This window comes from Ktedonospora formicarum (genome assembly GCF_016587355.1).
GTDB classification, from domain to species: domain Bacteria; phylum Chloroflexota; class Ktedonobacteria; order Ktedonobacterales; family Ktedonobacteraceae; genus Ktedonobacter; species Ktedonobacter formicarum.
Genome location: NZ_BNJF01000002.1, coordinates 1064475 through 1086081, shown reverse-complemented (window position 1 = coordinate 1086081; position 21607 = coordinate 1064475). Strand labels below are relative to the sequence as shown.

The 21607-nt window shown below is 52.2% G+C and carries 20 protein-coding genes; 11 read left to right on the top strand and 9 right to left on the bottom strand.

Annotated elements, in window-relative coordinates; genetic code table 11:
- The first annotated feature begins 5 nt into the window (after positions 1-5).
- From K3T82_RS23515 to K3T82_RS23485, 7 genes are all read left to right on the top strand, one after another.
- On the top strand, positions 6-968 hold the full coding sequence (locus K3T82_RS23515) for an aryl-sulfate sulfotransferase (protein ID WP_220195992.1): 963 nt from the start codon (positions 6-8) through the stop codon (positions 966-968).
- Between the two features lie 36 nt (positions 969-1004).
- Positions 1005-1574 carry an adenylyl-sulfate kinase gene (gene cysC / locus K3T82_RS23510; protein ID WP_220195991.1) on the top strand — a complete coding sequence of 190 codons (570 nt, stop codon included), beginning with the start codon at positions 1005-1007 and terminating at the stop codon, positions 1572-1574.
- A gap of 51 nt (positions 1575-1625) precedes the next feature.
- On the top strand, positions 1626-2792 hold the full coding sequence (gene sat / locus K3T82_RS23505) for a sulfate adenylyltransferase (RefSeq protein WP_220195990.1): 1167 nt from the start codon (positions 1626-1628) through the stop codon (positions 2790-2792).
- A gap of 37 nt (positions 2793-2829) precedes the next feature.
- The gene (locus K3T82_RS23500) at positions 2830-3882 is read left to right on the top strand and encodes an ABC transporter substrate-binding protein (RefSeq protein ID WP_220195989.1); all 1053 of its coding nucleotides are present in this window, start codon (positions 2830-2832) and stop codon (positions 3880-3882) included.
- A 117-nt stretch (positions 3883-3999) separates the two neighbouring features.
- Positions 4000-4845, top strand: a complete 846-nt coding sequence (locus tag K3T82_RS23495) for an ABC transporter ATP-binding protein (protein WP_220195988.1) — start codon at positions 4000-4002, stop codon at positions 4843-4845.
- Positions 4838-5662, top strand: a complete 825-nt coding sequence (locus K3T82_RS23490; protein WP_220195987.1) for an ABC transporter permease — start codon at positions 4838-4840, stop codon at positions 5660-5662. Before K3T82_RS23495 ends, K3T82_RS23490 begins: the two co-directional genes overlap by 8 nt.
- A 13-nt stretch (positions 5663-5675) precedes the next feature.
- Positions 5676-6116, top strand: coding sequence for a hypothetical protein (locus K3T82_RS23485; protein ID WP_220195986.1), 441 nt, complete (start codon positions 5676-5678; stop codon positions 6114-6116).
- 113 nt (positions 6117-6229) lie between these two features.
- On the opposite strand, the gene K3T82_RS23480 is transcribed toward K3T82_RS23485, so the two are convergent.
- From K3T82_RS23480 to K3T82_RS23465, 4 genes are all read right to left on the bottom strand, one after another.
- Positions 6230-7633: a GH1 family beta-glucosidase gene (locus tag K3T82_RS23480; RefSeq protein WP_220195985.1), complete on the bottom strand. Its 1404-nt coding sequence runs from the start codon at positions 7631-7633 to the stop codon at positions 6230-6232.
- A 50-nt stretch (positions 7634-7683) separates the two neighbouring features.
- Positions 7684-8685, bottom strand: a complete 1002-nt coding sequence (locus K3T82_RS23475) for an ABC transporter permease (protein ID WP_220195984.1) — start codon at positions 8683-8685, stop codon at positions 7684-7686.
- 3 nt (positions 8686-8688) lie between these two features.
- Positions 8689-9684, bottom strand: coding sequence for an ABC transporter permease (locus K3T82_RS23470; RefSeq protein WP_220195983.1), 996 nt, complete (start codon positions 9682-9684; stop codon positions 8689-8691).
- Between the two features lie 108 nt (positions 9685-9792).
- The gene (locus tag K3T82_RS23465) at positions 9793-11511 is read right to left on the bottom strand and encodes an ABC transporter substrate-binding protein (RefSeq protein WP_220195982.1); all 1719 of its coding nucleotides are present in this window, start codon (positions 11509-11511) and stop codon (positions 9793-9795) included.
- 349 nt (positions 11512-11860) lie between these two features.
- On the opposite strand from K3T82_RS23465, the gene K3T82_RS23460 reads away from it, so the two are divergent.
- The 3 genes from K3T82_RS23460 to K3T82_RS47805 all read left to right on the top strand — a co-directional run bounded on the left by K3T82_RS23460 (position 11861) and on the right by K3T82_RS47805 (position 17012).
- Entirely contained in the window at positions 11861-12715 is an 855-nt protein-coding gene (locus tag K3T82_RS23460; RefSeq protein ID WP_220195981.1) for an ATP-binding protein, read from the top strand.
- Positions 12699-15074 carry a tetratricopeptide repeat protein gene (locus K3T82_RS23455; RefSeq protein WP_476630040.1) on the top strand — a complete coding sequence of 792 codons (2376 nt, stop codon included), beginning with the start codon at positions 12699-12701 and terminating at the stop codon, positions 15072-15074. Before K3T82_RS23460 ends, K3T82_RS23455 begins: the two co-directional genes overlap by 17 nt.
- 237 nt (positions 15075-15311) lie before the next feature.
- Positions 15312-17012 (top strand): LuxR family transcriptional regulator, encoded by a 1701-nt coding sequence (locus tag K3T82_RS47805; RefSeq protein ID WP_236031462.1) that lies wholly within the window; start codon positions 15312-15314, stop codon positions 17010-17012.
- Between the two features lie 16 nt (positions 17013-17028).
- On the opposite strand, the gene K3T82_RS23445 is transcribed toward K3T82_RS47805, so the two are convergent.
- From K3T82_RS23445 to K3T82_RS23425, 5 genes are all read right to left on the bottom strand, one after another.
- Complete coding sequence (locus K3T82_RS23445; protein WP_220195979.1) at positions 17029-17859, bottom strand: GNAT family N-acetyltransferase; 831 nt, start codon at positions 17857-17859, stop codon at positions 17029-17031.
- A 110-nt stretch (positions 17860-17969) separates the two neighbouring features.
- Positions 17970-19187 (bottom strand): MDR family MFS transporter, encoded by a 1218-nt coding sequence (locus K3T82_RS23440; protein WP_220195978.1) that lies wholly within the window; start codon positions 19185-19187, stop codon positions 17970-17972.
- A gap of 251 nt (positions 19188-19438) precedes the next feature.
- Positions 19439-19765 (bottom strand): hypothetical protein, encoded by a 327-nt coding sequence (locus K3T82_RS23435; RefSeq protein ID WP_220195977.1) that lies wholly within the window; start codon positions 19763-19765, stop codon positions 19439-19441.
- Positions 19766-19884: 119 nt separating this feature from the next.
- Positions 19885-20196, bottom strand: coding sequence for an AzlD family protein (locus K3T82_RS23430; protein WP_220195976.1), 312 nt, complete (start codon positions 20194-20196; stop codon positions 19885-19887).
- The gene (locus K3T82_RS23425) at positions 20186-20923 is read right to left on the bottom strand and encodes an AzlC family ABC transporter permease (RefSeq protein ID WP_220195975.1); all 738 of its coding nucleotides are present in this window, start codon (positions 20921-20923) and stop codon (positions 20186-20188) included. The genes K3T82_RS23430 and K3T82_RS23425 overlap by 11 nt, the downstream gene beginning before the upstream one ends.
- Positions 20924-21036: 113 nt before the next feature.
- Between K3T82_RS23425 and K3T82_RS23420 the strand changes: the two genes are divergently transcribed.
- Entirely contained in the window at positions 21037-21591 is a 555-nt protein-coding gene (locus K3T82_RS23420; RefSeq protein ID WP_220195974.1) for a CGNR zinc finger domain-containing protein, read from the top strand.
- Positions 21592-21607 lie beyond the last annotated feature (16 nt).

Sequence of the window (21607 nt, the reverse complement as noted above, 5' to 3'; positions counted from 1 at the left end):
TTGACATGAAACTGCTGCTCAGTTGTATTTCAACTCAGCATTCTAGCTTGAAAAAGCACTGGAAAGAGACGCGGGAGCAGACTTCATGCCCGCTAACTGTGATTGGGAGCATGCGTAAACCCGATGGAGATCCTGGTGGTTTGCTCTGCCTTATTGATGATCTGGGAGCTTCTCGTAAGGAACTTGCACTGAGCCTGGCTGCCGGGATTACTCCATACGACCAGGAGCATATGCTAGTTACGGCGTTCAATGGTATTCACCGAGTTGGCATTGACTTAGAGTCAATTCATTATGATGCCATCAGTTCCCCGCTCTTCAACGCTTTACATTCGCTCTCGCGGACACGCAGTGGCTATCTTGTCGCCAGCACCGGTCTTGATCTGCTCATCGAATTTAGTCCAGCAGGGGATGTGCTCTGGACATGGTGGGCAACCGATCATGGCTTTACGCATACGCCAACTGGTGAGATCCGCGAGCTAGACAAAGGAGCCGACCATCGCGACATCAAATATGGCACGCTCCAACAAACCACACATGTCAACTCGGTCGCCGAATTGCCGGACGGTCGCATCCTGGCAACCCTCTTCCACCAAGGAACCGTTATCGCCATTGACCGCGAAACTGGCAGATGGGAGACGCTACTTGAAGGGCTGGATCATCCTCACTCGGTACGCATTTTGGATGAGCAATACTTCACCGTCGCAGACACCGTTCACGGAAAAGCGCTACTCGCGCAGTTCAAGCCTGACGGCAAGAGCGTCAGCGTCGTGGAAGAGGTCGATGCCGAGACAAACTGGCTTCAGGATTGCAGCTATGACCCACACCATAACACCTGGGTTCTGGTAGATGGAAAGAACACTCGCGTCACACTTCTTCCCGGACGCGCCAACGGTGAGACTGCCAGGCATAGCATCACACAGTTTAACTTTGATCCAGAGTGGCGACTATACGAGGCCTATACTTTTTAGCTGATTGTTTGTTTAGCGAGAGGGAACACAAGCACAATGGTAAGTACGGGGCAAACAGGTTTCACAATCTGGTTTACAGGCTTGTCGGGGGCAGGCAAAAGCACGCTTTCAGAGGCGGTAGAGCAGCGCTTCAAGCAGCATGGGCGCAATGTTGAAATTCTCGATGGAGATATTGTACGCACACACCTCAGCAAAGGATTAGGCTTCAGCCGCGAGGACCGCGACACGAATATCAAACGTATCGCCTTTGTGTGTGGGCTCCTCACGCGCAATGGAGCCGCCTCGATCTCCGCCGCCATCTCACCCTATCGTGAGGCACGGGAGTGGGCTCGTCAGGAGATTGGTAATTTCGTAGAAGTGTATGTTAAATGTCCCCTCGATGTGTGCCGCCAACGCGATGTGAAGGGTCTCTACAAGCTGGTTGATGAAGGGAAGATCAAGAATTTCACAGGTGTAGATGATCCCTATGAGGAGCCAGAGCATCCCGAACTTATCATTGAAACAGACAAAGAGACAATCGCGGAGAGTGTGCAACGCCTCGTAAGCAAGCTTGTTGAGCTAGGGTACCTCGATCCCACCTATCTCGAAGAGCCAGTCCAGGCTTGATTGAAAACGGTATTTACTCTTTATAGAAGAATAAGCAAAGGAAGTATAAACATGACAGATGGCCTGATCGCGCCTCATGGTGGTCGCCTGATCATCAATCTTGCAACCCCTGAAGAACGAGAAACGCTTTTGGAACGAGCGCCTACCCTTCCCCACATTGTACTTGGTTCGCGCCAGCTAGCCGACCTTGAACAGCTCGCAAATGGCGCATATAGCCCCCTAACGGGCTTTCTTACGCAAGCCGATTACCTCAGCGTTGTAAACAATATGCACCTGGCAAATGGTCTCCCCTGGTCAATTCCCATTACACTCTCAATAAATGAGCTGGAGGCCGCATCTCTCAACGAGGGGCAGGAAATTGCTCTGGTGGACCAGACAGGCGATGTACAGGCTGTACTTACGTTACAGGAGAAGTATCACTACGACAAGCACCACGAAGCCCGGCAGGTCTATCGCACCGAGGATGAGGCCCATCCAGGCGTCAGAGTTATCTATCAACAAGGCGAGATCCTCCTGGGTGGTCCAGTGCGTATTCTGGCAGTGCAAGAGCAGCATTTCGCACGCTATCGCTACACACCTACCCAATCTCGTCAACACTTCGTCGAGCGAGGATGGAAGCGTATCGTTGGCTTCCAGACGCGCAATCCCGTCCATCGCGCGCATGAGTATATCCAGAAGTGCGCTCTGGAAACCGTTGATGGACTTTATCTACATCCGCTGGTCGGAGACACCAAGAGCGACGACATCCCCGCCAATGTGCGCATGCGCTGCTATGAGGTATTGCTCGCGAACTACTATCCGGCTAATCGCGTCTTGCTGGGTGTTCTTCCTGCCTCGATGCGCTACGCGGGACCGCGTGAAGCCATCTTCCATGCTCTCATGCGTAAGAACTACGGCTGCTCGCACTTCATCGTAGGGCGCGATCATGCCGGTGTAGGAAACTATTACGGAACTTACGACGCACAACACATCTTCGCCGAATTCGATGCCGCGCAACTTGGCATCACACCAATGTTCTTTGACAACACATTCTTCTGTCGTTCCTGCCAGTCGATGGCATCGAACAAAACATGTCCGCATGATAGCGAGCATCACGTCACCTTGAGCGGAACCAGAGTACGCCAGTTGCTCCGCGAGGGTACATTACCCCCACCTGAGTTCTCGCGACCAGAGGTCGCACGTATTCTGATCGATGCCTTACGCGAACCCGTTGCCTGATTAAGTCTTCGATTATTTTAAGGAGTTTTCGCACGATATGAAACTCGCGCTCTCGAAGTATTGGAGCTTGCTCGCGCTCTTCGCGCTGCTCGCCGTGAGCCTCATTAGTTGCAGCAATCCCGCCAGCGCTGATAGCAATGGCAAAGTGACTGTTCACCTTGGCTATTTCCCCAACGTCACTCATGCCGTGGCTCTCGTAGGTGTGCAGAGAGGCACATTCGCCCAGGCATTCGGGGACAAGGTTTCGCTCAAGACAACGACGTTCAACGCGGGTCCCGCACTGATCGAGGCACTTTTCGCCAACAGCATCGACATCGGCTATGTTGGCCCCAATCCAACTATTAATGGTTACACCCAGAGTAAAGGAAGCGCCCTACGCGTTATAGCTGGAGCCGCTAGCGGTGGAGCAAGCTTTATTGTCAATCCGCAAGTCATTAAGACGCCTGCCGACCTCGCGAATAAAAAGCTTGCGACACCACAGCTCGGCAACACTCAGGATGTCGCGTTGCGCTTCTACTTGCAACAGCACGGCTTGAAGACCTCAGATAAGGGTGGCAATGTCCAGGTTGTACCAACCGACAATGCCAATATCCTGAATCTCTTCAAGCAAGGCAAAATCGATGGTGCCTGGGTTCCCGAACCCTGGGCGACGCGTCTGGTAGACGAAGGCAAGGGTAAGGTTTTCCTCGATGAGCGCACGCTCTGGCCTAATGGGCAATTCGTTACCACCAACGTGGTTGTACGCAAGGCCTTCTATGACCAACATCCTGATATCGTAAAGAAGTTCCTTGAAGCGCACGTCGATACCGTCACCTATATTCAAAATAATCCGGATGACGCGAAGAAGATTGTGAACAACGAAACCAAGCGCATCACGGGTAAGGGGCTAGCTCAGGAGGTACTTGATCAGGCGTATCAGAACCTCAATATCACCTATGATCCATTGCCAAGCGCGCTCTTCCAGGCCGCTGACCAGGCATACGCGCTTGGCTTCCTGAAGGAGAAACCCGATCTCAAGAACCTGTATCAACTCAATGATCTCAACACGATCTTGAAAGCGAAAGGGCTAAAGCCCATCGCCGTTCCATAATACACATAGCGATTACTACGGTGTGAGGACGCTATTAAAAGCCCTCATGCCGTAGCAAGCTATGGGCATTCCATGTTGTTCGTGATAGCAAAAGCGCATGTTGGGAGGAGACTATCCATGCCTCACCACTCGACAGTTATAGAAAATCAGAACTCTATAAAGGATGAGCACCGCACTCATAACGGTATTCCGCTCAGGATTACGGATGTAAGCAAAATCTATAGAGGACGCACCCAGGACGTTGAAGCACTGCTCCCGGTAAGCCTGGACGTGGAGGCGGGCGAGTTTGTCTGTTTTGTAGGACCGAGTGGATGTGGCAAATCAACGCTGCTCAGTATTGTCGCGGGTCTGGAAACAGCAAGCGGAGGCGAGGTGCAGGCTAATGGGCAGATAGTTAGCGGACCTAGTTCAGACCGGGTTCTGCTCTTTCAAGAAGCGGCCCTCTTCCCCTGGCTTGATGTGCGCGGCAATATCGAATTCGGCCTGCGCCAGATTGGAGTACCGAGACAGCAAAGGGCGGCAATCACGCAACACTTTATCAACCTTGTACATCTGACCGGCTTCGAGAAAAGCTATATTCACCACCTCTCGGGCGGAATGCGTCAGCGGGTTGCAATCGCGCGCGCCCTGGCGACCAATCCCTCGGTACTCCTGATGGATGAACCATTCGGCGCGCTTGACGCTCTAACGCGCGACCGCATGTATGCGGAACTTGAGGCCATCTGGTCCTCAACTGGCAAGACTATTCTTTTCGTCACCCATAATGTGTATGAGGCCGTAGCGCTTGGGGGCCGCGTAGTTGTCTTCTCACCCAGACCCGGCGAGATTGTGCGCGACTTCCGTATTGACCTGCCCAGGCCACGCTCACTTGAGGATCATCGACTCGTCGACCTCTCAGCCGAAATTCTCTCGGTACTCAAGGAGGCAATGGGCGAGGTGCCACAGGAGGTAAGTAATGGCTAGAGCCGTAGCAAATATACCTACACCCGCCCGACCCACACGACTGCGCTCAACCTATAGTGTACTCAGTGCCTGGCTCAGGCGCTTCATCTTTTACGCGCTTCTCTTACTAGTCTGGCATATCGTCGCCAACCTGAATATCTGGCCCTCCTATGCCTTGCCAGGTCCGCTCACAGTCCTGGCAGCCCTCGCCGATGGCTTTCAGAGTGGTCAATTTGGGCTTGGAGCCTTAGCAAGCCTGCAAAGCCTTGTCATCGGCTATGGCATCTCGCTAATCATTGGTGTTGTTCTCGGCTCACTCATCGGACGCTTTAAGCTCCTGGAAGAGACCGTAGGTTCGCTTATCCTGGGTCTACAGGCTCTCCCAAGCGTGTGCTGGCTACCACTCGCTGTCCTCTGGTTCGGGCTGGGCGAAGAGGCCATTCTCTTTGTGGTCGTTATGGGCGCGCTCTTCTCAATTACCCTGGGAGTGGTCAACGGTATCAAAAACACACCACCACTCTATCTCAAGGCCGCGCGCTCACTCGGCACGCGTGGTCTCGCGCTGGCAACTGACGTCATCTTACCCGCCGCCCTACCATCCATTCTAGAAGGGCTAAAGCAGGGCTGGACCTTCGCATGGCGCTCGCTGATGGCAGCGGAACTACTCTACATCACGCTCAGCCTGGGCAATCTGCTCAACACCGGGCGCGATCTCAACGACGCCTCGCAGGTCATGGCGGTCATGCTCATCATCATCGCCATTGGGGTCGCCATCGATACATTCATATTCGCGACCATCGAGCGCCGCATACGCGAACGACGAGGGCTCCAGAGCTAACGAGGATGATGATATGAATCAAACATTCAATATCGTTCGCGTCGTCCGCGACTGGTATGTCGCGATAAGCGCTGTGCTCACATTCGCCTTTGCCATCAGCTTGCGCTTTTTCGCAGCATCTCCGGAAACATGGTTCAACCAACCAGGGCATATTATTGGCACCCTGATCTTGATTGATAGCTTGCTTGTCTGCTGGCAATTCACCGAAGGCATCGCCCATGAGCGGCGCGAGGCACAGGCCGGGCTTCTCTGGCCCTCGGTTGCGCTGGTTCTCGGAGCGCTGTTAGCCATGATTGGAGTCGCACTCACGCTATATACCGCACCGATAACCTGGACAAGCATGCTCTTTATCATGGGAGCATCCAGGCTCCTTGTTATTGTTATCCCCTTCCTTTTATTCGCGCTCCAACGTCGCGTAGAGCAAGGTTTCACCTCACAAAGGAAGAGTTCATAACCAAAGATAAACAGAGAAAAAGCGCTTCCCAAAGCAGGGTAAAACTGCCAGGGAAGCGCCATCTCATAAACCGGCAAAATCGGAGGGGAAATAATGTATATTACCTCCAAGCCTTACAACGTTGAGGCATCTCGATGAGCACTGAGGAGCGCTTTGTACCAATGACCGCTATCCTTGATAATCCGTCTCTGCGTTTGATAATCGACATAGACAATACCAAAGCGCTTGCTATATCCCTCGGCCCACTCAAAATTATCCAGCAGTGACCACGTAAAGTAGCCACGTAAAGGCACACCCTGCTCTACCGCTTCAGCGGCGGCTTGTAAGTATTCTTGTATATATGCGATACGGCGAGGATCGTGTACAACCCCATCGCCATTCCAAGTATCCTTGAAGGCTGCGCCATTCTCAGTAATGTACAGCGCCTGCATGCCGTATTCATGATATAGACGTAGCAGCAGTTCATTGAAGGATTGCGGATGGATCTCCCAACCCATCTCGGTATAGCAAGCGCCAGGAACAGGGCCGACCTTTACTGACTCATCTGGACGCGCCGGTATAGTACCACCACGTATCACATCGCGAGTGTAATTATTGACACCCAGGAAGTCGATAGGAGCGCCTATCAACTCTAAATCGCCATCCTGCATAGGTGGAGGAGTAACTTCCAACGCTTCAAACAGGCCCTCAGGATAGCGGCCGTGCGCGATTGGTGAGATAAACCACTGATTGACGAAGAGATCTGTCAGTTCAGTATCGCGCTTTGTCTCCTCACGCTCATCAGAGGCATAGGTTGGCGTAAAGTTCAGCGAGAGGCCCACCTGAGCGACAGACTTGATGTTCGCGCGCATACGAGGGAGGGCCAAGCCATGCGCCAGAAGGAGATGATGTCCCGCCACAAAGGCCGCCTGCCGATCCTGAATACCAGGGGCATGGATGCCACAACCGTATCCCAGATAGGCTGAACACCAGGGCTCATTGAGTGTAATCCAGTTCGCGACCCGATCTCCCAGGCGTTTTGTCACGATATCGGCGTAGTCCGCGAAGGCATAGGCCGTGTCACGATTGGTCCAGCCTCCAACCTTATGCAATGACAAAGGCAAATCCCAGTGATAGAGTGTCACAAACGGGGCAATACCATGCGCCAGTAACTCATCAACGAGGCGTTCGTAGAAGTCCAGTCCAGCGGCATTGATAGCTCCACGTCCTTGAGGAAGCACACGCGGCCACGCGATAGAGAAGCGATACGCGCTCAAGCCAAGTTCCTTCATTAATACGATATCTTCTGGTACACGGTGGTAATGATCGGTCGCCACTTCACCTGTGTGTCCCTGGAAGACCTTTCCAGGGGTTGCCGAGAACTCGTCCCAGATAGACGGACCGCGCCCATCTTCCTTGATGGCACCTTCAATCTGATAAGACGCGGTCGCCGCACCCCAGAGAAAGCCTTTTGGGAACGCCCGAACTAGATCCAGATCGGCGCGCGAAATTGGGTATATCTCTTCAATACTACTCATGCCAACTCCCGTTTTTCTTCGCATGGCCCGTGCCATCCAGGTCTGCCACACTAGATAATCGCTTTTGTCTTCTTTATATGTTTGAGCAATTTGCGCATCCCCCGCTCGGTACGCAGGGATGGATTAGCGATCTCATCAATGCCGAAATTGATAAAGGTCAGACCCGCGCACAGTACCGCGACACAGAGGCCTGGAGGGATAAACTGCCACCAGCCACCCGCGAGTAGCGCGTTCTGCGACTGCGCCCAGTAGAGGATGACTCCCCATGACGGCTTGCTTGTATCGCCCAGACCGAGGAACTCAAGCGCGACCTCGGTGAGCGCGGCATAAATGAAGGTACCAACGAAGCCTGAAGAGACAATCGCGATCTCATTAGGCAGAATCTCAGTAAAGATGATGCGTAAGGGATTCTCACCCATCAATCGTGACGCACTCACAAACTCACGCTGGCGTACCGTGAGCGTCTGTGCGCGCAAGACACGCGCGCCCCAGGGCCAACTGGTAAACAGAAGGACCGCGATCACAGTCCAGACACCTTTGACAGCGAACGACGCAATTACAATTGCTAATGGCAATCCCGGCAAGACCAGAAACACATTCGTAATGAATGACAGCACATCATCTATCCAGCCACTAAAGTAGCCAGCCGTGAGGCCAATAATCATCGAGAGCAGTGTCGAGCCAATTGCGGCGGCAAAGCTGACAAGGAGCGAGGTGCGCGTTCCATAGGCCAGTTGTGAGAAGATATCTTCTCCCCTCGGCGTAGTCCCAAGCCAGTGTGTCGCGTTAGGGGCCTGAAACAGGTCATTGGTGAGAGTCGAAGGATCATAGCGCGCCAGGAGAGGCCCTACCAGGCCAAGCAAGACAAAGAAGCCAAGGATACAGAAACCCGTTAGCATTCTGGGATTGGCTGTAATAACGGACTTAAATGTCTCCCACGCACTCTGCTTATGCGCTGGAACTACCGCCGCGTCCGCTGAGGTCATCACGCCCGGCGCGACAGGCTGTTGCACATCTCGCGTGGATATCGGCATCTGTGGTTCAAGACCCATCGACTAGCCCCTTTCATTCCTTACACGCGGATCCAGCAACATATAGGCGATTTCGGACAGAAAGTTCGCCGCTAGCATCGCGACAGCGATAAACAGGAAGATACCCTGAATGAGGCTGTAATCCAGATGGTGAATAGCATTAAAAAGGTCGAAGCCGACGCCCGGATAAGAAAAGACCATCTCGGTCAAGAGCGAGCCTCCGACGACATAACCTAACGACATGCTAAAGCCAGTGATGTTAGGCAGAATGGCGTTACGCGCGGCATATGCTATCATCACCCGGCGCTCCGTCAGGCCCTTAGCCCGCGCCATATGCACATAGTCTTCAGAGAGCGTGGTTACCATCGCATTACGCATACCAAGCATCCAGCCAGCGACGGAACTGATGACAATTGTCGCTGCTGGCAGGATCGCATGTTGAATAACGCTCAACATAAAGTCTGGGCTCCACTCGGGCACAATGCCGCTCAGGGTATCGTAGCCATCACCAAGTGGGAAAAAGCTTTGCTGAAATGCCAGTAGATAGATTAGACCCAGCGCCAACCAGAAGTAGGGAATCGCGGAGAAGAAGGTAAGCAATGGGGCCGCGACTGTATCCAGAATGGAGCCACGCCGCCAGGAAACTACAATCCCCAGGAGCGTTCCCAGCACAAAGCTAATCACCGAGGCAACACCAACCAGACCAAGCGTCCAGGGAAGATCTGAGGCCAGCACAGCCGTCACATTAAGAGGATAGTGGGAAATTGAAGTCCCCAGAGAGCCATGCACAAGATTCCCTAGATACTGAAAATATTGGACCAAAAATGGCGCGTCACTGACTCCGAACTGCGCGCGAATAGACTGTACGGCGGCCTCAGTAAGATTCCCCTGCCCACGTAATGAAGTGATATACGCCTGAACGGGGTCGCCCGGCATCAACCTGGGCAAAATAAAATTGATCGTTACCGAGGCCCACAACGCTGCTACATAGAAGATGATGCGGCGAAGTAGGTGGCGCATCGTCTCCCTCTCTTTCTAGGCTAGGTGCAAGAGTGGTGAGAGCATAGCGTACCCATTAGTGGTAGGCATACACCTTCCTCTCACCATTCATTGCAAGCTCTGTCAGGCTTAGCTATTTGCTGGCGTCAGGTGGAGAACGATATTCTCACAGTCTGGAGCATCGAACGGCGAACCGTACGCGTAATCGTTGCTCTTTTCGGGCCAACCAACAGCATTCTTCGTTGTATACTGGAACCAGCCTACGTTGTAGTCCAGCGGAATGACTGGCAACTGCTCAACCATGATCTTCTGCAAGCCATAGATGGCTTCCTTCTGCTTCGCCACATCACTGGTAGAAACATACTGATCCAGCAATTTGTCGGTAGCAGCGTCCTTCCAGTGCTCCCAGTTCGTGGAACCGGCGAGAATGGTCTTGCCTGTATCCCAGGTCTTGGTGCTGCGCAACAGATCATTGAACGGGAAGTATGGCGTTGGGCCCTTATCCGTCCAGGAGATAGCCGCATCGTAGTTACCAGAGTTGAGAGCCTGGGTATAGACATCCGGGGTCGCCAGAGAATCAGGCTTGGCGTCAATACCTACCTGTTTCAGGTTATCGGAGATCACCGAGAGGGTCGACTCCCAGTCAGCCCAACCACTAGGAACGATCATCTTAAAGGAGATCTTTTTGCCTCCCTTTTGATAGATTCCGTCGCTCCCCTTGGAAAAGCCCGCCTGCTCTAGCAGAGAAGCCGCTTTCGTCAGGTCTTGCGTGAACTTGGCGCTCTGATAGTCTGGCGAGAGCCAATCCTTCTGGTTAGAAGGCAGGACAGCCGTTGGATGCGCTGGCTCCGCATAAAGAGCGGCCTTCTGGTGAATCTCGTCGCGGTTGATAGCCAGACTAATTGCCTGACGAACCTTTAAATCATCAAATGGTGCATGTGTAAGATTTAGGTATAGATTGACCGTATTATTACCAGGGTACCACTGATGATTATGCGCAGGGTCTTTCTTGGTAAAGTTGGCATCATACTTGGGATCCCAGCCCACACCTGCCCAGTCAATTTCGCCTTTGGAGATCTTCAACTGAGCGGCGGTATTATCGCTTGTCGCGATATAGCGTAACTGGTCGATCTTTGGTAGGCCAGCCTGCCAATACTTGGTATTCTTCTTCAGGGTATAAACCTGAGTCGAGAACTTATCAAGCATGTAGGGTCCGGTGCCAACTGGCTTGTCATTGGCGTACTTCGCAGGATCAGAGACAGTCGACCAGATATGTTTCGGGACGATGTACAACTGACCGAGGTATACGGGAGCCGTGGATGTTGGCTGCTTAAAGGTGATCTTGATGGTGTCCGCGTCAGGGGTGGCAACATCCTTGATCACGCTCGACCATAGGCCCTGCGAATCGAGAGCAGGAAATTGTTTCAGTAGGTTCAGTGTAAAGAGAACGTCGTCCGCCGAGAAAGCCTGACCATCGTTCCACTGAACGTTCTTGCGGACAGTAAAGGTAATGTTCGTCGCATCATCCGCAAGCTTATAATCGGACGCGAGCATGTTCGTGACCTGACCATTGTAGCGATTCACATAGATCAAGGATTCGTAGATCATGCCTTGTGCCCCAAACATCGAGCCGTTATTTGGATCGATATAGGGGTTAAAGTTCGCGGCCTTAAAATTGCCATTCGGCGATGCCAGAATGTTCAGGCTCGATGTCTTAGAGCCCGAACTACCAGAACCGCCACAGGCCGCAAGGAGCATGGCAACAATTGCCAGCAGGGAGAAAACAACCATCCTGGTTTTGCCTCTGCCCGCTTTACGCCTGGCCTTCGGCAACGAATTGGGAGTCATACAACCTCCTCACACAAAATAAATCAACACTGATTTTGAGCACTGTTTGGGAAAAGTCTGTGCTGCGATGAAATTGGTAGAGATAGTGTAACCTGAGGGCTAAGGGATACACAGGAGACAAAAGTAGTATATAGGGGTTTATTTTTGCGGCGTACTTCTCGCCATCAACATAACAACAAAAGCGGTTCGCAAAGTGCATAAATGCGCTTTAGATGCCAAATTACAGCCAACTAGACAGATCTATGGATGTGTATTATAGTATACAGGTGTTAGGTAACCGTACAAGCCCCTCTATCATGCGGCAATACATTGGTCAAATCATAATAGTATTTACGATAGGTAGCCCATCATGCCTGATCCTTCTACTTCAGCAGCCGCGAAACTGAATAGAGCGCTACCCGAAACGGAGAGCAGAGATGCTTTCCTGATGCATGTGACCCCTCTGATTGGACGTGAAAACGAGGTAGCAACGGCTTCAGCACTCCTTCGAGAGCCAGATGTACGCCTGCTAACTATCATTGGTCCAGGTGGAGTAGGTAAGACCCGCCTTGCCTTGCAGGTCGCGCAAGTACTAGAAGACGCCTTCCCAAATGGCGTGCGCCGCATCGCTCTCTCTTCGATTACCTCACCGGGACTGATCATGCCTACCATTGCTCAGGCACTTGGCCTCGTAGAACTTGACGATATAACACTTTTCGAAAGCGTGAAGCGCCACTTACGCGATAGGCGCGAACTCCTGCTACTCGACAACTTCGAACAGATCGCTTCAGGATCACCTCTGATTGCCGAATTATTGGGAGCCTGCACCTCACTCAAAATCCTGGTCACCAGCCGCGAAGCTTTACATATCCGTGCTGAATATGAATTCGCCCTCCATCCGCTGGCCCTTCCTGACCTCAAACAGGCAGCAAATCTGGATACGCTATCACATAACGCGGCGGTCAACCTCTTCCTGCAACGGGCTCGATCCGTGAAGAATGACTTCCAACTTACCGAAGAGAACGCGCTTACAATTGCGGAGATTTGCACGCGGGTAGACGGCCTTCCCCTGGCTATCGAGCTAGCAGCGGCACGTATTAAGCTCCTCACCCCAAAAAAAACTACTTGCGCGTCTAGAGCACCGTCTACAGGTACTCACCCAGGGCGCGCGCGACCTTCCTCGGAGACAGCAAACGTTACGAGAGACCCTGACGTGGAGCTATGATCTCCTCGATCAGCGTGAGCAAAAGCTCTTTCGTAGCCTCTCTATCTTTGTGGGTGGCTGTACACTCGAAGCGGTCGAGTACCTCTGCCGGGTCATTCACTTTGATGAGGTCGATTCCCTGACTCTGGTTTCATCACTTGTGGATAAGAACCTGCTGCAAATCGTCGAGCGTTCAAATGACGAAGCACGCCTATTGATGCTTGAAACGATCCGCGAATATGGCGAAGAATGCTTGCATACCTCCGGTGAGTTTCAGGCCGTCCGCGAGGCACACACCAAGTATTATCTACAATTGGTCGAAGAGGCCGAGCCAGAGCTTCGTAAGGCGAATCAGGCTCAATGGCTCGAACGCCTGGAACAGGAGCACGATAACTTACGCGCAGCCCTCAAAGGTTTACTTGAACGGCAGCATGCGGAGAAAGCTTTACGCCTGGCTAGCTCGCTCTGGAACTTCTGGCTTATCCGCGCCCATCAGAGCGAAGGTTATCAATGGCTTGAGGATGCCTTGAATCTAGCGATATCCAATGAAGTGCCTCCACCTGTTATCGCTCGCTCCTACTACGCAACTGGTATTCTCGCTGAGAGTCAGGGCCTCTATCAACGCAGTACCGAATGCTGGGAAAGGGCATTGGAGCAATATCGCGCCGTCCAGGATCAGCACGGCATCGCTGCGACACTTAATAAGCTTGGCGGTGCCTACGCGCGCACGACTCCCACAGAAGCTCATGCTCTATTCGAGCAGAGCCTCGCTATCGCCCGGCAGGAGCAGGACCTCTATATTATCTCCGACGTGTTAGCTTTCTTTGCTGCCGAAGAATTCGCGCAGGGCTATCATCTTGAGAAGGCCCGCGCCTACTGTGAAGAAAGCCTTGAGATTGTAAGGAACTTGCAGGATCGCCGCAGTATCGCTTACCGCCTAAGTGACCTGGGCCAGATTCTCACGCACCTGGGCAAATATTCAACTGCCTATCAATATCTCACTGAGAGCCTGAGCATTTATCGCGAGGTGGGAGACCGTGTGAGTATGGCCTTTGTCATGATCTCATTGGGCATGGCGGCTCTCTATCTTGGTGATTATTCAGCCGCGCAAACCTGGCTCTCCGAGAGCTTTACCGTTTCCCGCGAACTGGGTAACCAGAACAAGCTCGCGCAATACCTGGGTACTCTGGGAGAGGCCGCGCTCTATCAGAAGGGAGAAGAGCCGCCAGCTCGTGCTCTGATTGAACAGAGTTTGGCGATCTTCAGCGAGACGGACAACGAGGAGGGTATCGCCTCTAAGCTTCATAGCCTGGGCTGCATCGAGTTCAACCAGGGCAACTATATGCTCGCACGTACACTCCTCTCCGAGAGTCTAACGATCATGCGCCGCCTGGAAAACCGCGCTATGACCGCGGCCTCGCTCCATATGCTTGGACAAGTGGAGGCACATATGGGCAACCATGCCATAGCACGCACATCTATGGAAGAGAGTCTGGCGATTTCCCGCGCCCAAAGCGACCGTCAGGTGCTACCCACACGCTGTATCCAACTTGCCCTCGTTGAACTAAACGATGGCAAGAACGAGCGTGCTCGGGAACTCTTCAATGAGGGAATTCAGGTTGCCAAAGAGATTGGCGACCGCAGGCAACTCGCGGACGCGCTCTGTATGCAGGCCCTACTCTATCTGAGTGAAGAAGACTATACGACAGCTCAGAAATTGCTTGAGGAGGGCTACAACGATACTGATATTCAGACCAGCTTCTACCGACTGGCGGATATGGGGCGGCTCGCCCTTATTCAGGGGGACCTCACCAAAGCACGCCAGTTGATCGAGGAGAGCCTGGCTACCTCACTTCAAATTCGCAACCGTTGGTTCGTCGCCTCATGCCTGGAGCGCCTGGGGGAGGTCTTCGTAGCCCAGAGCCGCTATACACAAGCCGCTCGCTTCTGGGGTGCGGCATCGGCCATTCGCAAGGCCATTCAAGCCCCCATTCCCCCTATTGAAGTCAAGCAATATGAGCGTGCCCAGGTCCAGACACGCCAACAACTAGGAGAGGCTCGCTTTCAGGCCGCATGGCTTGAAGGGGAGCAGATGACCCCTGAAGAGGTGCTTTCTCAGGAAAAACAGGATGAAGCCCACAAGCACAATAACGAGAAGGCCGCTCCGACTCCTGAATCTGCGCAACTCGACGACTTGACCGAGCGCGAGATCGAGGTCCTGCGCTACGTGGCAACTGGTCTGACAAACGCGCAAATCGCGGAACAACTCATCATCAGTCCGCGCACTGTTCAAGCCCACCTTACCTCAATCTACAGCAAGATAAGTGTCACCTCGCGTAGCGCCGCCACTCGCTATGCGCTCGAACACCATCTCACCTGAAGCGCATAAATGCTTAGCTTAACCCCTTACCGCAATATCCATTTTCCGCGCGTAAGCATTTATGCGTATATGCTCGTTCGCGCGCCCTTATTGTCCACGCCACAGAAGATACGCATATTGTCTGATGCCTCATAGCCCCATCATCGACTATAGTTTATGTAACGACTTCGAACTGTAGCAATGACACCCGTGGTTATCTCAGTTCCCAGCTTCTTCATAGATGAGGAGTTGCAGGCTATGATGCACATGCCCATCCCCCAGGTCCTGGGCGACCATTTGCTCTTACATGAAAACTCTCAGGCTACTCCATCCGTTCCTGTAGGCTCATCTCACTGGTATACCTGGCTCGCGGATGCTCAGAACCGATCATTTTCCTTTAGAAGTCATGCAGGGGCTTTTACCGCTCGCCATGAACGCCAACGTAACAATTGGTATTGGTATGCTTACCGCAAACATCAGGGCAAAATTTATAAAGCCTATCTGGGGAAGCCACAGGAACTCACCGCTAATCGGCTGAATATCGTTGCCAGCACCCTCTCCAGAAAGCGCCCCTGCCAGCGAAGCCAGCAAACCATCGTCTCTAAGCTGACCATACCAGCCTTACCGTCTCACGTGCTCGCACGCCCACGCCTGATTATGCGACTACAAGAAGGAGTTCAAGGTCGTTTGACGCTGCTCTCGGCTCCTGCAGGTTGGGGCAAAACGACACTTCTACGCCAGTGGTGTGGCGAGCGCATTACTCAACATTTGGCGCTTAGCTGGCTTTCACTCGACACAGAAGATAATCAGCTTACTCGCTTCTGGTCACACCTGATCGCAGCCCTTGATACCCTTGTGCCAGGGTTGAGCGAGGCTGTGTCGCCAGACCTATTCACACTATCGTCACTCCCTGAGCAGGGCTTGCAAACCCTGCTGAACAAGCTTTCCAGTCTCTCGAAGCACGCAACACTGATTCTTGATAACTATCAAGCACTCACAAATCCTGCTATTCACCATGCGCTTACAATACTTCTCGAACTGATGCCTGCTCAACTGCACATTGTAATAGCTTCACGCATAGATCCACCTTTGCCCCTGGCTCGATTTCGAGCTCAGCGCCAGCTTACAGAAGTGCGGCTAAAAGACCTGCGTTTCTCGCTACAGGAAATTATCCAGTTCTTACCACAAATTACGAAGAGCCCCTTTACTTACAACCAGTATGCGAAGTTAAGCACGCGTACTGAAGGCTGGATTACGGCACTACATCTCATCACCTCTGCCATCAATGAGGGGGTAGCTATCGATGAGGCAATAGAGTTACCACAACGCTACATCACAGACTATATCCTCGAAGAGGTATTGCCACAACAACCAGAACCAGTACAGAGCTTCCTGCTCTCAACTTCAATCCTCGATAGCTTCTTTGATGCCTCCAGCGCGGAGGCTATCAGTGAACAGCCCGATTGTCAGGCGATCCTTGAGATGCTCGCCCACGCCAATCTGTTCATTGAGAAGCCCGAACTGCCAGGGGATCAGTATCGCTACCACACACTCTTCGCGGAGGCTCTACGCGTGCGGTTAGGCCAGGCCCACCCCACGCTCCTCCCCGCGCTATATCTGCGCGCATGTAGCTGGTATCAGCAAAATGGCTTACTCAATGAGGCTCTACAATACGCGCGTAAGGCCACTGGCGATGATACACCCATCGTACACCAATCCGTTCCTATATTACAGCAGGAAACGCCAACACCCTCAGTGCTCGATGGCGTATTTACCCAACGTGAAAACGACGTTATCCAGTTCTTACTACATGGCGCGTCTAACCGTGAGATTGCTTCACATCTGGTTATTAGCGAGGGAACTGTGAAAAAGCATGTTTCTAATATCTGCGGAAAACTTGGGGTCAGGAGCCGCACACAGGCTATCACACATATTATCAATGCAAGTATTCCAGCGTGATAGCCTGGAGCAGGTCTTACAAGCGGATAAACATTTCGTGCTGGGTAAAGAACTCTGTAAAACCAAGCCTGAGATAGCGCTTCAACAATGGGCTATCCTCAGGCTCATTGTAGATCTGAATACCACTACAATCGCCTGCGACTTCTCGCAGCAAACCAAGCAATTCACTATCGGTTAGCGCACTCTGAACTACCGCAGCCTGAATGCGAGCTTTACCTCCGCCGCGTTGTATGACCAGGCCGTTCATCCCGCCACCAGGGCCTGGTGCGACAAAGGTCTCAACCTCCTGTACAAACAACGTCGCTAACTCGCGCTGCCAGGATTGTGTGACATCATTTTGACCTAGCCAGGGAAGCAGCGTCTCCAATGGAACGCGCTCCACATGCAAAACCGGCGCTTCTGGCAATTTCTCTAAAGCGACCTCCAGCCCTAGCAAGCGCCGTCGCGTGGTAAATCCAGCCTTTTCATAGGCCTTAATGGCGGGTGTGTTCTGTGTCAGAACCTCAAGTTGGAGCGTCTCCAGGCCAGCCTCACGCGCCGTCTCTAACATGCGCTTCGCCAGCAACCCACTCAAACCACGCCCCCGAAAGGCAGGCGCAACACCAAAGCCCCCGCACCAACCTCGCTTACCACGCCTCGCGAGTCGGACCTGTCCCACGAAAGCCCCCTCCTGGTCATGCATATTCACAGAGCTACAAGCGTCAACTTGATATATGCGCCAGAAATCGGCAAAAACCTGAGGAGTAGCCTGATTTGGCACAAAGTAGCCACTAAAACTACTATTATGCATCTCACAGAGTTGCGCCAGAGTATAACCTGTAAAGTCAGTAAATAGATATTCGCTCATGTTATCTTCCCCATTGTGTACGCATTCGAATCGCTCGTGTTAGTGTAGCACACGAACATAGCTGGTGTCTGGGATGCGCATCCTAACCCTGTCACACTCTCTGTTAAGGCTTATTCCCGCACACCCACATCTACCAGAGAGGCAGGTGAATCATTGTTAGCCTGCTCCGGCGCTATCTTAGAACGCACGGTGAGCAATACAATCATGGCTGCTACCATTCCTAGCAGAGCGCAGAGAAGCCAAAAACCGCTCGCGCTCCAGGTGTAGACAAAGGCTCCAAGCAGAGGAGCAAGAACCAGACCAAGGCTCCAGGTCATTCCCCATGCACCTTGATAGCTCCCTCGTAAATGCTCAGGTGAGAGATCCGCCACATAGGCTGACGCGACTGGTCCCTGCACCATTTCACCAAGCGTCCAGACGATAACCGCAAGAGCGAGCAATGGTATTGTGGACGCGAACGCGAACATCCCAAAGCCCAGGCCAATCAATAGAAAACCTAGTGCGGTCATGGTTGCTCTGGAGAAGCGGCTTGTCAAAGCACTAATTGGTAGTTCAAGAAACACAACAGCGAGGCCATTGATTGAGAGCAACAAGCCATAGACAGTATTTGATAAACCAAGCGCCTTTACCTGGAGTGCCAGGGTAGAGAGCTGTTGCAAATAGACAAAGGCTACAGCAACACCCGCCACCAGGAAAAGGAGAAAGCGGCGATCGGGCAACACTGCCTGGAAAAAATTACTCTGCCTGGATGATAACTCGACCTGTTTGCGCCTATCGGAGGGGAGCGCGAAGAGGATGAGCAGACCAAAGATCGCTGAAGTCAAGGCATCACCAAGAAAGAGCATAAGAAATGAGCTGCTAGCAAGGATACCCGCAACCACTGAGCCTACAGTCACACCCAAATTAATTGCTAATCGATACAGAGCAAAAGCCCCTACCCGCTGCTCAGGTGGAACAAGATCGGCAATCAATGCGCTGGATGCAGGTCGATAAAGTTCTGTTGCCAAACCCGCAAAAACCACCAGAACAATAATCAGCCACAACACATTGGCTTGCGAAAGCGCCAGCATAGCGACGGCTGATGAAAACATCGAGAGCATAATTGTATTGCGCCGTCCCAGGCGGTCAGCAAGATAACCACCAAGCGCGGCGGCGCTAATGCTACCAATACCATAAGCGCTGGCTGCAATACCTGCCTGAGCAGGAGTATAGCCTCTGCTCGTCATATAAAGAACAAGAAAGACACTAACAAATCCGCCAATGCGGTTGAAAAAGGTCCCAATACAGAGAACCCAAAGAGAACGGGGATAGTTGAGCGCTTTTTGCATTTAAAGATATTTCCTCAATTCTCTATTGCTATCGTGTACATGATCAATGAGAATATGCTACATAGCTGAAACATGCGCATAAATATGCATGCCAATCAGGCGACATTGAGGGTTGGTATACCCTCTTCCATGAATTGCCCAGGTTAGTGTAACACATGAACACGGTGATCATCTGGAACAGGGTGCCGCGGTTGAAGCGACACGGCTACATATGAGCACTGAGAGTAAGGTGGTTGCATTATCCTATGAGGCTATGCTTCAATTTGAACTTGGTCAGCCTGGGATACCAGTGGAGATTCCTCTGTCATCTCTATACTTGCGCGGTCAGGCAATGTACGCAGATTGCGTATACGTGCGCCTAGCACCCAGAGAACACCAAAGAGCAGGCCAATGGCCTCACAAACCAGCGTCCAGCGTAAGCCTATCAGACCTTGTAAAGCGCCAGCGGCTGCGGTGTCAATAGGCACCGCTCCCAATATTAACCAGGAAGTACTCGCGGTAACACGCCCCAGGTAGGCATCTTCAGCCAACGCCTGCCGTAAACTCGGATAGTAGATATTCGTGCACGCTAACCCCAAACCATTCCCTAGGAAAACTCCCACCAGGGATACAACCTTTAATACAAAGGGGCCAGCAATAAAGGGATTTAAGTGTGAGGCCCTAGCCCGCGCCACACCCTCCACTATAAAGCTCTATATCAGAAGTTCCCTTGTAACCAGCGAAATCCTAGCACAGAGATCCATCCGACCAGCATTGCCAGTAATACATTGCGCGTCTTCACAGCTATAAACAGAGTCACCAGGGCTGCTCCCATATCCGCGATGTTCGTTGTAAACACCGACGGCGCGATAAGAGCAACGAGGATAGCTCCTGGTAGAGCATTCATCCAGCCCTTCAGCCGTCCAGACAAACGTATGTATGTCATTAGCCAGATACCACCAATGCGCGTCAGGTAAGTAGCCACTCCCATGCCCAGGATTGTGAGAAACGAGATCAAACTAATCTCCATTGCGTACACCTCCCACAAGACTTCCAGCCAGCGCGCCCAGTAAGATATACCATTTCCCAGGTAGGAAGTGTGCGGATACTACAGCTACAACAGCCGCGACCCCCCAGGGGAATAGATCGCCTTTACCTTTCCAGAAGCCCGCTAACAAGGCAATAAAGACAGCCGTGGTCAGAAAATCGAGACCCCAGCGTGCTGGATCGCTTATACCTCCCCCCAGGATTCTCCCCAGGGCAGTGGAGGTTATCCATGATAGAACCATCACCACCCCACTACCAAACAGAAAGGCTGCGTCCCGCTTCCCCTGCACAAATTCGTTTATGGTCAGAGCCCAGCTTTCATCATCCATAAAATGAAGCAAGGGATATAATAGAAGCGGTGGGAGGCGCTTGAACCAGGGACTTAGAGCCACTCCCATGAGTATATGACGCGAATTTACCAGCAATGTCGTAAAGATGATCGGCCATACAGCGAGAGGCAGACTCCACATACTTAACACTATAAGCTGAGATGAGCCCGCACTGACTAATCCACTCGTCAAGATTACTTCTAGCAAACTCAGGTGAGCCTGACCCGCCAACATGCCATAAACAAGGCCAAAAGCACTACCTCCCGCTGCCAATGGAAGCGCCTTCTTCATCCCATCCAGAAAACCAGCACGGCTAAAAGTAACCAGTTCTTGATCCTGCTTCTGCTGGATCGGCTCCGCCGTTAGAATATCCTCAGACATAGATCACCCCCCTGACCTTTTCAGTTACTCGTATGTAATGGTATCATAGTTAATGATACCATTACATACGTTACAATAGCAAGCATAAAAACAAGTTATTGGGAGAACTGGCGATGGATATGTCCTGGGAAACACTTATCAACACGGATTGGCACGACTATCGCGGAGTAGCAAAAGACGAGGATCGGCTTCTCAACCTCCTCAAACCAGGCTGGAAAACGCTACTAAGAGAATGGTGGAATATTGAGGGGCTAGATCAACCTACGCCGGAGGCTATTGAAGCACTGCAAATGTTGCGCACGCTCCTGCAACGAATCACGAGAGATATTATTAGTGAACGACAGATTGCAGAGCAGGATCTTGAAGAACTTAACTCGTACCTGGAACACTCACCCTCACGCCTTCTACTCACTCAAAACGAAAATGAGTTTACCCTACAACGAATTCCATGTACTTTTGACTGGTCATGGCTACAGGCCCAGATCGCAGCCTCGTTCGCAACACTACTGGCTGAGTACGATCTCACGCGTGTCAAACAATGTGCGAACCCCGATTGCCGTTGGACGTACTACGATGAAAGTAATAGCAAGCGCCGTCGCTGGTGTGACGAAGATTGCGCTAATATCATGCGCGTACGACGCTTCCGTGAACGCCACCACTATCCATAGAACATAGTACTTCTAT